This is a genomic window from Runella sp. CRIBMP (genome assembly GCF_009905605.1).
Taxonomy (GTDB): domain Bacteria; phylum Bacteroidota; class Bacteroidia; order Cytophagales; family Spirosomataceae; genus Runella.
Window position 1 is genome coordinate 142,152 of the sequence record NZ_JAAAKZ010000012.1, and the last position, 14,086, is coordinate 156,237.

A 14,086-nucleotide genomic window follows, 5' to 3' on the forward strand; every position below is an offset into this window, starting at 1 on the left:
AATAGAGTTGAACTTTGGTAAACTGATTTAAATTCCGAGATAGTTTTATCTCGGAATTTTTTTCTTTCATTTATCGTACTTTTGTGCATCTCATACTACCAAATACCACTTTTACCATGCGATTGGGGAAACCGAAAATGAACGTATCCCGTAAGGCATTCTTTTTCTGCCTTATCAGTATTACTTCTTTTGCCCAAAAATTCACCTTCTACCAAGACGTACAACCCATTATCCATGCACACTGTGCGGGATGCCACCGCCCCGGCGAAGCGGCTCCGTTTAATCTTATTACTTACAACGACATCAGTAAACGCTCCGACTTCATCAAAAAAGTGACTACCAACGGCTACATGCCCCCCTGGTACGCCAACGACCACTACACCGATTTTACCAACAAACGTCAACTCACCGAGGCTCAAATCCAAACCATTGGATCGTGGATTGACGACGGTATGCCCAAAGGAAAAGTCAACCTTGAAGCCGAAACAAAACTTTTAGAGCGCACCGAAGCTGGTACCGCCTACCACCGCAAACCCGACCTGACACTCAAGATGGCGCAAGCTTACCTGCAAAAAGGTGATGGCGAAGAGCGCTTTATGGTATTTAAGATTCCTTTTGAACTGCCCGCCGAAGCCAATGTGGAAGCGGTAGAGTTTACGTCCAACAATAAAAAAATCATTCACCACGCCAACTACGCCGTTCACCCCGTTGAAGACCCTGGCATTGATATTCATACCACAGTGTCACAAATCAATCTGGGCACCGACGAGAAATACAACTACGACCAATGGCTTCCCTATAAAAAGAAGATGGTCTATTATGGCGGCTGGATTCCAGGTTCATCGTACGAGTCATACCCAGCGGGCGTCGGCTGGAAAATGCCCAAACGGGGCGTCATTTTGCTGACGATTCACTTTGGTCCGGCGGGCAAAGACGCCGAAAGCATCGACGGAGTCAACTTCTTTTTTAAATCTGAACCCATCCAACGCACCGTAAAAGTAATCAGCTTGGGCTCTGGCGGCATCGGTCAGAAAGACATCGACCCTCCGCTGATGATTTTTGCCAATGACAAATCAACGCACCACCTCCAAGTCACCAACCGAAACGAGGATATTTCATTGCTGTATGTGTGGCCGCATATGCACCAAATCGGTGCTGAATTTAAAGCCTACGCCACCACTCCGACCGATACCATTCCGTTGGTACATATCCCCAAATGGGATTTCAGATGGCAAGAACTCTATCGTTATCGCCGGCCAGTGGTACTACGACGCGGCTCAGTCATCAACATCGACGGCACTTACGACAACACCGCCGAAAACCCAGCTAACCCGTTTAACCCGCCGAAGCTTATCTTATCGACGGGCGATATGCGCAGCGACCAGGAGATGCTCACGCTGTTGCTGGTATATGTACCTTATCAAGACGACGACGAAAAAAAAACTTGGGAATAAACGGGCTGGATTCTTCCATTAAACACGACCGATATGAATCGACTTTTATACAGCGCCTTGGGTTTCTCCGCTTTATTGCTGTTTGAGATTTTACCGCCAACGGTATCCAAAGAAAAGTTTGTAACCATCGGTAAAAAGGACAAACAACACCCCGATATATCAGCCGCTGCCCAGCCTCTCTTCAAACTGCTGAGTCAAGACCAAACGGGCGTTAGGTTTATTAACCAAATCAAAGAAGACGATTCTTTGCACATTTTCAAATACGAATACCTCTACAACGGCAACGGCGTAGGTGTGGGAGATTTTGACAATGACGGATTACCAGATTTATTTTTTTCGGGCAATACAGTTCCCCACAAATTATACCTCAATCGCAAAAACTGGAAATTTGAGGACGTTACAACTCCCGCCGGCGTCATTGGCAATGGCACCTGGGGCACTGGAGTGAGTGTAGTAGATATTAATGGCGACGGTTTATTGGACATCTACGTCTGTCATTCGGGGAAATTCCCCCCTGAAGGCCTCGTCAATGAGCTTTTTATCAATCAGGGAGTACAAAAAGGGATTCCTGTTTTTAAAGAAAGTGCTCGTGAATACGGACTGGATCTGCCGGGCACGCAAAGCACCCAAGCCGCCTTCTTTGATTATGACCGCGACGGCGACTTGGACGTGTTTGTCCTCAACCATTCCAATCACACCTACAATCCTTTCCTGAATACCCGTTCTATCCGCGCAACCCCCGATATGCGTTTTGGAAATAGATTATTAAAAAATGAAAAAGGCGTATTTGAGGACGTTACTTTACAGGCAGGAATTATTAACAACCCACTCAATTTTGGGTTAGGCGTTGCCATATCTGACCTAAACCACGACGGTTGGCCAGATATTTACTCCACCAGTGACTATACTGAGCAAGACTGCCTCTATCTCAATCAACGAGACGGCACTTTCAAAGAATCATTGCGCCAGAGCATGGCCCACACTTCCAAGTTTTCGATGGGGGTAGACATTGCCGATTATAACAACGATACACGGCCCGATGTGTTTACCCTCGACATGCTGCCTGAAGATAACCATCGGCAAAAAATGTTGAAGGGGCCAGACGAATATGACCAATATAAACTCCTGATAGACAGCGGCTATTATCATCAAAATATGCGTAATATGCTACAATTGAACCAAGGATTGAAGCAAAACAACGCAGGGCCATCGTTTTCAGAAATTGGTCAGTTGGCAGGTGTTTCTGCCACCGACTGGAGTTGGGCGGGTTTGTTTGCCGATTTTGACAATGATGGTTGGCAGGACTTGTTTGTTTCCAACGGTTACCTGCGCGATTTTACCGATTTGGATTTCATGAAATATATCGTTGCTGAAGCCAAACTAGACTACGCAGCGCGCGGAATACTGGATTTTCAGACCTTTGAGTTGGTCAAAAAAATGCCTTCAAACCGACTGCTTAATTATGTTTTTCGGAACAACCATGATTTAACGTTTTCAAAGAAAAACCAAGAATGGGGCATTACTTCGCCTTCGGTTTCAACGGCTGCCGCCTACGCCGATTTTGACGACGACGGGGATATGGACATGGTGGTTTGTAACCAAAATGAACCCGTACACCTTTATCAAAACCAAATCAACCTTGACAGTGCTAAGCCCCATTTTTTAAAGGTAAAACTGAAGGGGCAGGTAGGAAACACCCAAGCACTGGGGGCGAAAGTCGTCGTTGAAACCGCCGCTGGGGTTCAATACCGGGAGCTGTATCCCGTGCGTGGCTATCAGGCATCGGTCGAACCATTGCTCAATTTTGGACTAGGAATACAGACCTCCGTCAAATCCATCACGGTGTATTGGCCCAACGGAAAGCGCAGCATTTTACCCAACCCTCCCACCGACCGCCTGATTGAGTTATCGCAACAGGAAGCCTCCGAAACTGTCGCCTTTACACAGCCTATCCTCTCCCCGATATTTACCGAAACCGCCGTAAAAAACACCTTAGATTTTCATCACCGAGAAAACGATTTTATTGATTTTAAAGTCGAAGTTTTGATCCCGTACCAACTCTCCCGACTAGGGCCAGCACTGGCGAAAGCGGATGTAAATGGCGACGGGCTAGAGGATATTTTTGTGGGCGGAGCTGTAGACCAAAGCGGCGAATTGTGGCAGCAACGTGTAGATGGCAATTTTCAGCGGGCCGCACAACAACCTTGGCAAAAAGAAGCCGTCAGTGAGGATGTCAACGCCCTTTTTTTCGATGTAGATGGTGACAAAGACGCTGATTTGTACGTGGTGAGTGGGGGAAATGAGTACGAATCTGGCTCTCCTGAATACCAAGACCGGCTGTATATCAACGACGGGAAAGGTAATTTTCAGCGTAACACTTCGGTCCTTCCTGCCATGAATGACAGCAAAATGGCCATCACTGCGGCAGATTTTGACCAAGACGGCGACCTCGACCTCTTTGTTGGAGGGCGTGGCAAAGCTGGTTTTTTCCCCATGCCTTCGGTGAGTTATCTCCTCCAGAACGATAAAGGTATTTTTACCGACATTACAGAGCAAGCTGCCCCCGCCTTACGTAGCGTCGGCATGGTTCAAACCGCGGTTTGGGCTGATTTAAACAATGATAAATATCCCGAACTGATTTTGGCGGGCGATTGGATGCCCCTTAAAATTTTCCGTAACAAAAGCGGCCGTCTTACCGATATATCAAACGAAAGTGGGCTCATTAATACCGAAGGGCTATGGGCCACATTGCTGCCTGCCGATATTGATAATGATGGTGATCTGGACATCATTGCGGGCAATGCTGGCCTCAACAACCAATTCAGAGCGTCGGTCAAAGAACCCATGAGTATCGTGACCGCCGACATCAACGACGACGGCGTCATTGATCCCATCTGGAGTTATTTCATAGAGGGAAAAAGCTATCCTGTAGCCTCCCGCGATGAACTGCTCGACCAAGTGGTGCCGCTTCGTAAAAAATTTAACCGCTATCATCTCTACGCCAACGCCACCATCAACGACATTTATTCAGCCCGGCAACTCGCCCAAGCCAACACGGTCTACTGCCGCCAATTGGCTTCGGGAATTTTTCGTAACAACAACGGCAAATTTGAATTTGAGGCATTTTCGGTTGAAGCACAGTTTTCACGCATCAGCAGTATTTTGTACGAAGACATAGACCAAGACGGCCAAAAAGACCTATTGCTTCTCGGCAATTTTCACCCGTATCGGGTACAAATGGGCCCTTGCGACGGTAGTTTCGGGCAATTAATGAAAGGTAACGGCAAAGGGCTCTTCACGCCGCTTTCGCCCGCTCAAACAGGATTGTGGGCGCAAGGGGACGTGCGCACTGCCACCATTGTTCAGACCAAATCAGGCCTTAGAAAGTTATTATTGGGCTTAAACAATGACCAGTTAAAGATTTTTGAATTTAAGTAAACACACGGCATGGCTTTCCCAAAAAAAATATTTTTTTGTCTACAACAAAGCGTCATCAGCGGAATACTGCTGCTTTTGGGAGTCATTTTCAGTCCTCGGGCCACGGGTCAAAGTACCCGGTTTGAGGAAACAGCCTTCCACCAAGCGCATCAGCTGCTGACCGACGTCATCGTTACTGATATTCTTACCCCGCCCGTGGCTTCTCGCGTGTACGTATACGCCCACGTGGCAGCCTACGAAACATTGGTGGCAACTCGGCCATCCTCGCATCAATCGTTGGCTGGACAACTTTCCCAACTCACCCCACCTCCTGTTCCTACCCACCCTATCAACCCCAGCATTGCGGCCATTGAAGCACTCCTAACGACGGGACGCACCATGATTTTTTCGGAACAAATGTTTGACGAACTCAGCGCAAAAATCTGGCAAAGTTTTGTGCAGAAGGGCTATTCTCCTGATACACTGGCACTTTCTCGAGCATATGGACGGCAGGTAGCCCAACACATATTGAGCTGGACGACCAAAGATAACTACAAAGCCACCCGAGCAATGCGGCGTTATACACCTATCAAGCGCCCCGGCATGTGGTTGCCCACGCCGCCAGGATACATGGCTGCAGTAGAACCCTACTGGAATCGAATTCGACCTTTAGTGCTGGACTCTGCTTCTCAGTGCAGGCCCGCCCCCAATGCATCTTTTAGCACTGCTCCCGATAGCCCATTTTTTCGGTTGGCCAAAGAGGTACATCAGGTAGGACAAAATTTAACACCTGAACAAACCCTAATTGCCAATTTTTGGGATTGTAACCCCTTCTTTCTCAACACGCGTGGACATCTCAATTTTGGCACAAAAAAGCTTTCGCCAGGAGGTCACTGGCTTTCAATTGCGGGTCAGGTAGCGGCTCAAACCAACGCTGATATTCTGAAAAGCAGCGCTGCCTACACACTCACGGCCATTGCATTGTTTGATGGGTTTATCAGTTGTTGGGATGAGAAGTATCGTTCAAATGTGATTCGTCCTGAGACCTACATTAATGCGCATATCGATGAAAAATGGCGTCCGCTGCTCCAAACACCGCCTTTCCCTGAATATACCAGCGGCCACAGCGTTATTTCGTCGGCGGTGGCGGTGGTGCTTACCCATTGGTTTGGGGATAACATTGCGTTCGTCGACGCTACTGAAGTACCCTATGGCTTACCCACCCGCCGGTTCAGTTCTTTTAAACAGGCCGCCGAAGAAGCTTCTATCAGCCGTTTGTACGGCGGGATTCATTACCGCCCTGCCATTGAAAATGGTCAAAAACAAGGTCAGCAAATTGGAGAATGGGTGCTTCAAAAAATAAAAATGCGTAAGTAAAAGCAGACAAAATATCATCTTTTCGTTAAAGATTTAATATACAGCCTTTAACGCCTGCTTTATGAAAACTTCGCCCCTTTTTTACTTGTTAATTTTCTGTTTTGGCATTGGCTGTTTTGCCCAAAATGAGAACAATTTACCTGCCTCCTCCACGGTTCAGATTTCTCTAAAAATAACAGGAAAGACGCAGGGATTAAGCGCGTTTGTCACGAAATTCAATTCGATCAACTACCGAAGAGACACTTTAGCTGGCAATAAAATTAATGCATCAGGAAATGCTGTATTACTGCTCTCATTGACCAAGCCTACCTTTGCCGAAATACGCATTGGCACTAAAAAAACAGACCTCTATCTTAGCCCTGGCGATGACTTACGTCTTGAAGTTGATTTAACGAATCCCAATTTCACCTTCACTGGAAAAGGAGGTGACGCCAATAATTACTTGTGGCAATCCGCCGTTATTAAGGATAAAAAATTTCGATATAAAAACCAATATATCAATGAGTTAAATACAAACGAATTTGTTATTGGACTGGATACGATGGCAAAAGCGCTCAAGGCTTTTCATTCCCAGTATGTCACAAAGCACCCCTTGCCCAAAAATGTAAGTACTTTACTTAAGGCCAACAATGAGCTGTTGGTACTGGCATTTGCGCAAAATTACACTGATGCTTATTTTGGATCTTTTGCCACCAAAGACAAAATGCCGCCACGTCTGAAGCAGTGGACGAATACCATCTTTTTTGATACTACTCTTCTCTCTTCAGGATTGATAAATTACGCCGGAATGCTGGATTATTATTATCGGCAAAAATTCTACAACCCTTTTTTTAAACCAACCGACACTCCGCAAAAAATAGATTCGATTCGCCATATCATTCCTCAGGCCGCCCACGCAAACATTCAAAAAAGTATGCTTTCTCCTCCGTTTAAAGGGTTTTTTCTGGCTAAAAACATTGATGAAGCACTAGAGACCTTAGGAATAATCCCCGCTACCGAAAGCCTGCTTAGTGATTTCAAAACCCATTACAGTACCTCACCGTATCTGCCCGTTCTGCAAAGAAGTTATGCGAAATGGCTCAGCGTAGCACCGGGCACGACCGCACCTGATTTTACAGGAGAAACGCCCGATGGGCAGAGATTATCATTGAGCAACTTAAAAGGGAAAATAGTGTACATCGATATATGGGCCACTTGGTGCGGCCCTTGCCGGGCCGAATTTGCGTGGGCAAAAGAATTAAAAAAACAGTTTGAGGGAAATAATGAGGTCGTATTTTTGTATGCTTCCGTAGATGGCGACCCAAACGCCTGGCGTAAATTCCTAAAAACGACCAATAGTCCCGAAGGCGTCCACCTCAGGCTCTCGCCCATCGAACAACGTAAAATCAGTGAAGAATATCAGTGCGGCGGCGGCGTTCCCAAGTATTTCCTCATTGACCAACAGGGGGAAATCGTGAGTACCGTTGCCCCAAGGCCCTCATCTGGCAAAGCCGAGGAAGCCATCCGAGCGCTGTTGAAGTAAAATATCAACAATGACAACGTTTGAAACGTTGTCATTGTTAGACTTACTACACATCCTGCCGCAGCACCTCCAGCGGCGAGCGCGACAGAATCCCCCAACTGTTGACCAAACCGATGAACACCGTGATAGCAGGCACTACCAAAAACACCACCAAAACGGGCAGGAATTGAGGGTTAAAATCCGTTTCAAAGCTAAAACGCGCCAGCGCCCAACCACCGCCTACGGCCAATAAAACACCCGTTGCGGCGGCCAACGTTCCCAAAAAGAAGTATTCTAAGGCCGTAATCACCAAAATTTGCCGACGGCTTGCGCCTAAGGTTCTTAACAACACGCTTTCCTGAATGCGTTGGTACTTAGAAATCAACACCGACGCAATGAGGACAATCAAGCCCGTCAGGATGCTGAAGCCCGCCATGAAACGAATCACAAAGCCAATTTTGGTAGAAATATCGTCCAAAACGGTGAGAATAAGCCCCAAATCAATCATCGAGATATTGGGAAATTGCTGCACTACCGACTGCTGAAACTTCGCCGACACTTGGTTGTTGGGTACGTGCGTCAGAAATACGTGAAACTGCGGCGCGTCTTCCAATACCCCTTTGGGAAACAGCACCAAAAAATTGGTTTGTACGCCCGCCCAATCCACATCGCGCAGGCTCGCCACCACGGTCGTCAGCATGGTTCCCTGCACGTTGAAGGTCAGCGTATCACCAACTTTGATGGTATTGCGCTCCGCGTAGCCATCCTCCAACGAAATCGGCACGGGCGCGGCCAAGTCTTTTGCTTCGCCAATCCATTTACCTTTCACTATTTTTTCGGTCGAAATCAGCGAATCGCGGAAGGTAACGCGGTATTCACGGCTAAACAGCCCCCGCCAACGTTTATTGGTGGTATCTTTGAGAGCTTCTACTGAGGTTTGTCCGTTCAGTTCATCCAAGCGCATCGTCACAATCGGCACCGACTGTAAAACAGGTAGTTTTTGTTGTTTCAACAAAGCCATCACGGGCGCTTTTTGCGGTGTTTGAATATCAAACAGTACCATGTTGGGTTGGTCGCCGTCGGTCGAAAGTTTGATGCGGGCCAGCAAAAGGTTTTGTACAAAAAGCAACGTGCAGATAAACATGGTTCCCAAGCCAATAGACACCATCAAAATGGCCGTTTGATTGTTGGGACGGTACAAATTTGCCAATCCCTGTCGCCCCAAATACCCCCACGAAGAAGGGAAAAAACGGCGCACCAACCACATCAACAGCGAGGCCATCCCCAGAAGCAGCAAAAACGCCATCGTTACCCCCCCCGTAAAGGCTACGGCATCGGTCCATTTTTTCATTTGCAACCACGTAAATCCGAACACAAACAAGAGAATCAGAGCATAAACGAGCCATTTTAGCGGGTCTTTGGTGATGGTTGTTTGTTCGTACGAGGCCCGAAGTACATTAAGCGGCGACACTTTACGAATGGAAATCAACGATAATAACGCAAACAGATTTGAAATGATTACCCCCAACACAACGCCCTGACCGATGGCCGAAAATGACAGTTCGGTAGCCAACTCAAACGGTAGAAAGTCTTTCAATACAGCGGGTAAAAATTGCTGAATCACGGCTCCTAATCCCGCCCCGAGGAGTGAGCCAATCAAACCGATTCCTGAAATTTGAATCAAATAAATTAGAAATGCTTGTGACGCTTTTACACCCAAACACCGCAAAATAGCAATGGAATTGAGCTTTTCCTTGATATAAATATGAATGGCACTCGCCACTCCAACACATCCCAAAAGCAACGCAATAAAGCCGACTAAACTCAAAAAACGTGTCAAATCGCGAAATGAGCGCCCCGTATCTTCTTTTTGACTTTCGACGGTGCGGTAGTTGTAATCTTCGGCCTCCACCGTGGGTTCAATTTTCTTGACCAACAGCGGCATATTGACCTTGGGCGCAAACTTGAAATAATAACGGTACGTGATTCGGCTGCCTTTCTGCGCCAAATTCGTTTGCTTCAAATATGACAAGGGAATGTAGACCGACGGCGCCACCGTGGCTGCAATGCCCGTTTGCCCAGGCGCTTTTTTGAGAATCCCTGCAATCAAAAACGTCACCTCGCCTACTTTGAGCGAATCGCCTACTTTGGCTTGGTATTGCAGCATGAGCGTCTGGTCTACCAGCACTTCTTTTTTGTTGCGGAAGGTTTTCCCCGCCGAGGCTGGCTCGGTCTCCAATTCTCCATAATACGGAAAATCTCCCTCCAACGCCCGAATCTGCGCCAAACGCGTACCGCTGTTTTTGGGGAAATAAATCATGGACGCAAAGCTCAACTCTTTTGATTGCTGCCCTTTCAATGAATCAACCAAATGGGTCATTTTAGGACTCGGCGGCGTATTGTCGGAAAGTTCCAAGTCGGCCCCCAACAGCGATGCAGCCTGTGTATCAATATTTTGCTGCAAGTTGTAGCCCAAAGAATAGATCGCTACCAACGCCGCAATGCCCAAAACAATGGAAGAAACAAAAAGCAACAAACGCGAATAATTGCGCCGACTGTCGCGCCAAGCCATCGTGACTAGCCACGCAAAATTTATCTTTGAATTCATACTATGTGGTTGAATACTTAAATCGTCGGGAGATTGACAATGTTAGGCAGTAAGCGTATCTGAAAGAATTTTTCCGCCTTTGATGCGAATGATTCGCTGGGTTTTGGCGGCCAATTCGAGGTTGTGGGTCACGAGAATGAGCGTAGTTCCTGATTCTTTGTTCAAATCAAACAGCAATTTCTCCACTTTAACGCCTGTTTCGGCGTCTAGGTTTCCCGTGGGCTCATCGGCAAAAAGGATTTGGGGTTGGTTAGAAAATGCCCGCGCCAACGATACGCGCTGCTGCTCGCCGCCGCTCAACTGCGTTGGATAATGATGCCCTCTGTCGGCCAAGCCCACCTTATCAAGCAAGTCCAAAGCACGACTGCGAACGTTTTTTTCGCCGCGCAATTCCAACGGCACCATCACGTTTTCGAGCGCCGTGAGGGTGGGCATGAGTTGAAAATTCTGAAAGATAAACCCAATGTAACGATTCCTGACCGACGCCAATTCATCTTCGTTGAGTTGGTTTAGACCGATGCCGTTGAGCTCAACCTGTCCGCTCGACGCGCGGTCCAATCCTGCACAAAGACCAAGTAAAGTTGTTTTTCCACTGCCCGACGGCCCAACAATCGAAAGCGTAGAGCCTGCTTCGACCGAAAAATTGACGTCATCCAGTACTTTTAAATCTCGATTACCACTCCGATAAACTTTCCCAACCTGATGAAGATGAAGTATATTTGCCATAGTCTATGTTTAGAATTCACGCCAAGCTGCAAAGGAGCAAAGAAACGACAGTGTTTCAGAAACTTATACGTCTTTGCATGAGTTTATTTTATATCAGTATTCTAATCAAAATACATTATGCCAAAAATAGTTTCAATCTTTCTGCTTTATTTTTTGATGTTCGCCTTTGTGGCCTGTACCAACACCGAAAAACCCTCGGATGAGCAAACTTCCGCAACCAAAAGCAGCCCCGCCACACCAGTAAAAACCGTTAAGAACATTCTTATTTTTGGCAATAGCCTCACGGCGGGTTATGGTCTGGAGCCTTCGGAATCGTACCCTGCACAGCTCCAAAATCGGCTGGATTCGCTCAAATTACCTTATAAAATCGTGAATGCGGGCGTCAGCGGCGAAACTACTTCGGGCGGCAATAGCCGTTTGGATTGGGTACTGAAAAACCCCGTTGATATTTTCATTTTGGAATTGGGCGGCAACGACGGCCTGCGCGGGATTCCCGCCACTGAAACCCGCAAAAATCTCCAATCCATGATTGACAAGGTAAAAGCCAAATACCCCAAAGCCAAGATTGTTTTAGCGGGTATGCAGGTGCCGCCCAGTATGGGCAAAAAATACGCCGACGAATTTAAAGTAATTTATCCCGAATTGGCCCAGAAAAACAAGGTAGAACTCATTCCTTTCCTCCTCGAAAACGTAGGCGGTGAAGTAAAACTTAACCAAAAAGACGGCATCCACCCCAACGCCATCGGGGCCAAAATCGTAGCCGAAAATGTATGGCAAGTGCTAGAGGGAATGTTGGAGAAGGGTGTGTAGTAACCTGCAGAGCCTCGTTGGAACGATTTTTTAGCGATTTAGGCGGTATCACTTTACCAACACCTGACGCATGGAAATGTACACCCAAATCCAATGGCTTTTTCTTTTGGCACTTCCTATTGCCTGCATCTCATGGACGGTCACCCATGAGGAAATTTTTCGGGAACCCCGCGAATATTGTGTAAATCGAAGTCAGAATGACCAAACCTTAGTCCGACGCAAGTTCTATTATCTTTTTACCTGCGAGTATTGTTTCAGTCACTACATCACGATTTTCTTTCTTTTCCTGACCGACTTTAAGTTACTGATGCCCGATTGGCGCGGCTATCTGGTGGCTGGATTTGCCTTGGTCTGGCTCGCCAATCTCTACATGAACATCTACGCGTTGATTCGTCAGGCTATCAAAAAAGAGAAAACGGAAATTAAGATTTTAGAGAAAAAAACGGAGAAATAACTAGCATTTTCTCACCCCAAAGTCACCGTCCAACTCCGCTCAAAATGTTCTTTGGCTGCCAACTGAATAATGCCTTCCTTTTGGGTAATGTCTTGGTTGTGGTCCACCGAATCGGCGATGCCGCACCAAGGTTCGATACAAACGAAGTCAGCGTTTTTGGCGGCCCAAATGCCGAGATAAGGAAAATCAGGGAAATCAAATTGCAACGAATGAGGGGATTTTGGAGTGTGCAGCACCACGCTGTCGGAACGATAGTTTTTGAAGACAAGCGCATCTTCGTAGAATAGTTCTTTGGTCAGCGGCAAATCCGTTGTTTGCTCTGCCAACAAAACAGGCGTTTTTTCAACCATTCCTTCGGGTGTCAGCGGCCACCGCGCCCAATCTTCGGATTTATTGAAACTCAAAAGATAGTCTTCATACTGCGTTGCTTCTACTAACGGCACTTTAAACGCGGGGTGCGCTCCCACCGAAAACCACAGCGTGCCGCCGCTTGGATTTTCTACCAAGTAGCTAACTTTCAACTGATTATTCAACAATGAATACCGAATCCGAAACGCAAATCCAAACGGGTACACGGCCAATGTACTTTCATCGTGGGTCAATAAAAACGTAACTGAATCGCTTTGTTGCTGCTCCACCGAAAAGGTTTTTTCACGGGCAAACCCGTGGCGGGGAAGGTGGTAGGCTGTGCCGTTAAAATAGTAAGTGTTATCTTTCAGGCCTCCTACAATCGGAAACAAAACGGGCGAATGTTTGCCCCAAAAATTAGGATTTCCCTGCCACATAAATTCAAGCTGGGAAGCGAGCAAAACCAAGCTATTGAGCTCCGCACCTTTGGTATTGATGGTGGCTTTAATATCGGCGTTTTGAATTGTTATCATAAAGGGAAGGCTATTTTGAGACAAATTTAATGAATAAAAGCCATTCCGTTACCCCATAAACGCGTCCCTCTTTTACGGTGGATTAATCAAATAGCCATTTCCATTCAATCACAAAGGGTAAACTAATTACCCATACAATAAAAAACAGGGCCATACCCTTAGGAAATGGCTGATGCAAAAGAAGCGCGGGCAAGGCGGCAAAAAGCAGCCATGAAGATTTATAGATGAGTTGAAAAACCAACACTATCTGCATTTTTTGCGGAAAAAAAAGCCCCAAAACCGAAAGTAGAAAAATAGCACCCCACAATGCACCTACCAGACGAATGGCCTCAGAAGATGCCGGCACACTTTACCCTCTTCCAGCAATACGGTTTCTTTTTTTATTTCTCTCCTCGAAAAATACGTCTCAATTGCCTACCATTTCTCTTCCAAAATCGCAACGTACCTGTTGATAAACTGCCTGAATGGATGCATATTCCACATAACAAAAACCCTGCTCCAAGGGTTTTACTGGACGTTTTCTTTATTTTCTCAAAAGGTCTCAACTTTTTTAGCCAAGTATTTGATCATCACTTTCTGCACTCACAGTCTCGGCAGGCTTCCAAGGTCTCAAACGGTACGACGCCTCCACATCCGCCCCATGTAAATTCTTTACATTTCTTTTCTTTTTTATCGTAATAGTATCTTTTAAAGGCCGCAAAACATGCTCCACTCTCGGGTTCTAATGAGCAATTAGGCGATACCGGGCAGGAGCCTTCGCAACTTAACAGGCATACAATGGTGGCAGTACATAACAAAGAAGAATAGAATGAGCGCATTTTCATCATTTATTGTTTGCACCAAAGACCCCAAAAGATT

11 protein-coding genes are annotated in these 14,086 nt (G+C 46.6%); 6 read left to right on the top strand and 5 right to left on the bottom strand.

Annotated features, from left to right (window positions below; translation table 11 throughout):
* Positions 1 to 83 precede the first annotated feature (83 nt).
* From GVN20_RS22575 to GVN20_RS22590, 4 genes are all read left to right on the top strand, one after another.
* Positions 84 to 1,454 (top strand): cytochrome c, encoded by a 1,371-nt coding sequence (locus GVN20_RS22575; RefSeq protein ID WP_310586846.1) that lies wholly within the window; start codon positions 84 to 86, stop codon positions 1,452 to 1,454.
* 33 nt (positions 1,455 to 1,487) lie between these two features.
* Positions 1,488 to 4,892, top strand: a complete 3,405-nt coding sequence (locus tag GVN20_RS22580) for a VCBS repeat-containing protein (protein ID WP_166560526.1) — start codon at positions 1,488 to 1,490, stop codon at positions 4,890 to 4,892.
* A gap of 9 nt (positions 4,893 to 4,901) precedes the next feature.
* On the top strand, positions 4,902 to 6,248 hold the full coding sequence (locus tag GVN20_RS22585; RefSeq protein WP_166560527.1) for a vanadium-dependent haloperoxidase: 1,347 nt from the start codon (positions 4,902 to 4,904) through the stop codon (positions 6,246 to 6,248).
* A 61-nt stretch (positions 6,249 to 6,309) separates the two neighbouring features.
* Positions 6,310 to 7,770 (top strand): TlpA disulfide reductase family protein, encoded by a 1,461-nt coding sequence (locus GVN20_RS22590; protein WP_166560528.1) that lies wholly within the window; start codon positions 6,310 to 6,312, stop codon positions 7,768 to 7,770.
* Positions 7,771 to 7,816: 46 nt separating this feature from the next.
* Here GVN20_RS22590 and GVN20_RS22595 read toward each other — a convergent pair whose 3' ends face one another.
* Positions 7,817 to 10,357, bottom strand: coding sequence for an ABC transporter permease (locus GVN20_RS22595; protein ID WP_166560529.1), 2,541 nt, complete (start codon positions 10,355 to 10,357; stop codon positions 7,817 to 7,819).
* Positions 10,358 to 10,399: 42 nt separating this feature from the next.
* The gene (locus GVN20_RS22600; protein ID WP_114069792.1) at positions 10,400 to 11,083 is read right to left on the bottom strand and encodes an ABC transporter ATP-binding protein; all 684 of its coding nucleotides are present in this window, start codon (positions 11,081 to 11,083) and stop codon (positions 10,400 to 10,402) included.
* 117 nt (positions 11,084 to 11,200) lie between these two features.
* On the opposite strand from GVN20_RS22600, the gene GVN20_RS22605 reads away from it, so the two are divergent.
* Complete coding sequence (locus tag GVN20_RS22605) at positions 11,201 to 11,893, top strand: arylesterase (protein WP_166560530.1); 693 nt, start codon at positions 11,201 to 11,203, stop codon at positions 11,891 to 11,893.
* A 70-nt stretch (positions 11,894 to 11,963) separates the two neighbouring features.
* A complete protein-coding gene (locus GVN20_RS22610; protein ID WP_166560531.1) occupies positions 11,964 to 12,347 on the top strand; it encodes a hypothetical protein in 384 nt (127 codons plus the stop codon).
* 11 nt (positions 12,348 to 12,358) lie between these two features.
* Here GVN20_RS22610 and GVN20_RS22615 read toward each other — a convergent pair whose 3' ends face one another.
* The 3 genes from GVN20_RS22615 to GVN20_RS22625 all read right to left on the bottom strand — a co-directional run bounded on the left by GVN20_RS22615 (position 12,359) and on the right by GVN20_RS22625 (position 14,055).
* The gene (locus tag GVN20_RS22615; RefSeq protein ID WP_166560532.1) at positions 12,359 to 13,228 is read right to left on the bottom strand and encodes an aldose 1-epimerase family protein; all 870 of its coding nucleotides are present in this window, start codon (positions 13,226 to 13,228) and stop codon (positions 12,359 to 12,361) included.
* Positions 13,229 to 13,310: 82 nt separating this feature from the next.
* The gene (locus GVN20_RS22620; protein ID WP_166560533.1) at positions 13,311 to 13,574 is read right to left on the bottom strand and encodes a hypothetical protein; all 264 of its coding nucleotides are present in this window, start codon (positions 13,572 to 13,574) and stop codon (positions 13,311 to 13,313) included.
* A gap of 223 nt (positions 13,575 to 13,797) precedes the next feature.
* Complete coding sequence (locus tag GVN20_RS22625) at positions 13,798 to 14,055, bottom strand: BPTI/Kunitz domain-containing protein (RefSeq protein ID WP_310586847.1); 258 nt, start codon at positions 14,053 to 14,055, stop codon at positions 13,798 to 13,800.
* Positions 14,056 to 14,086 lie beyond the last annotated feature (31 nt).

Bases quoted from the DNA above. Each gene is read 5' to 3' on its own strand.
- GVN20_RS22595 (WP_166560529.1), bottom strand. From the start codon at position 10,357: ATGAATTCAAAGATAAATTTTGCGTGGCTAGTCACGATGGCTTGGCGC.
- GVN20_RS22585 (WP_166560527.1), top strand. From the start codon at position 4,902: ATGGCTTTCCCAAAAAAAATATTTTTTTGTCTACAACAAAGCGTCATC.
- GVN20_RS22600 (WP_114069792.1), bottom strand. From the start codon at position 11,083: ATGGCAAATATACTTCATCTTCATCAGGTTGGGAAAGTTTATCGGAGT.
- GVN20_RS22610 (WP_166560531.1), top strand. From the start codon at position 11,964: ATGGAAATGTACACCCAAATCCAATGGCTTTTTCTTTTGGCACTTCCT.
- GVN20_RS22625 (WP_310586847.1), bottom strand. From the start codon at position 14,055: ATGATGAAAATGCGCTCATTCTATTCTTCTTTGTTATGTACTGCCACC.
- GVN20_RS22580 (WP_166560526.1), top strand. From the start codon at position 1,488: ATGAATCGACTTTTATACAGCGCCTTGGGTTTCTCCGCTTTATTGCTG.
- GVN20_RS22605 (WP_166560530.1), top strand. From the start codon at position 11,201: ATGCCAAAAATAGTTTCAATCTTTCTGCTTTATTTTTTGATGTTCGCC.
- GVN20_RS22615 (WP_166560532.1), bottom strand. From the start codon at position 13,228: ATGATAACAATTCAAAACGCCGATATTAAAGCCACCATCAATACCAAA.
- GVN20_RS22590 (WP_166560528.1), top strand. From the start codon at position 6,310: ATGAAAACTTCGCCCCTTTTTTACTTGTTAATTTTCTGTTTTGGCATT.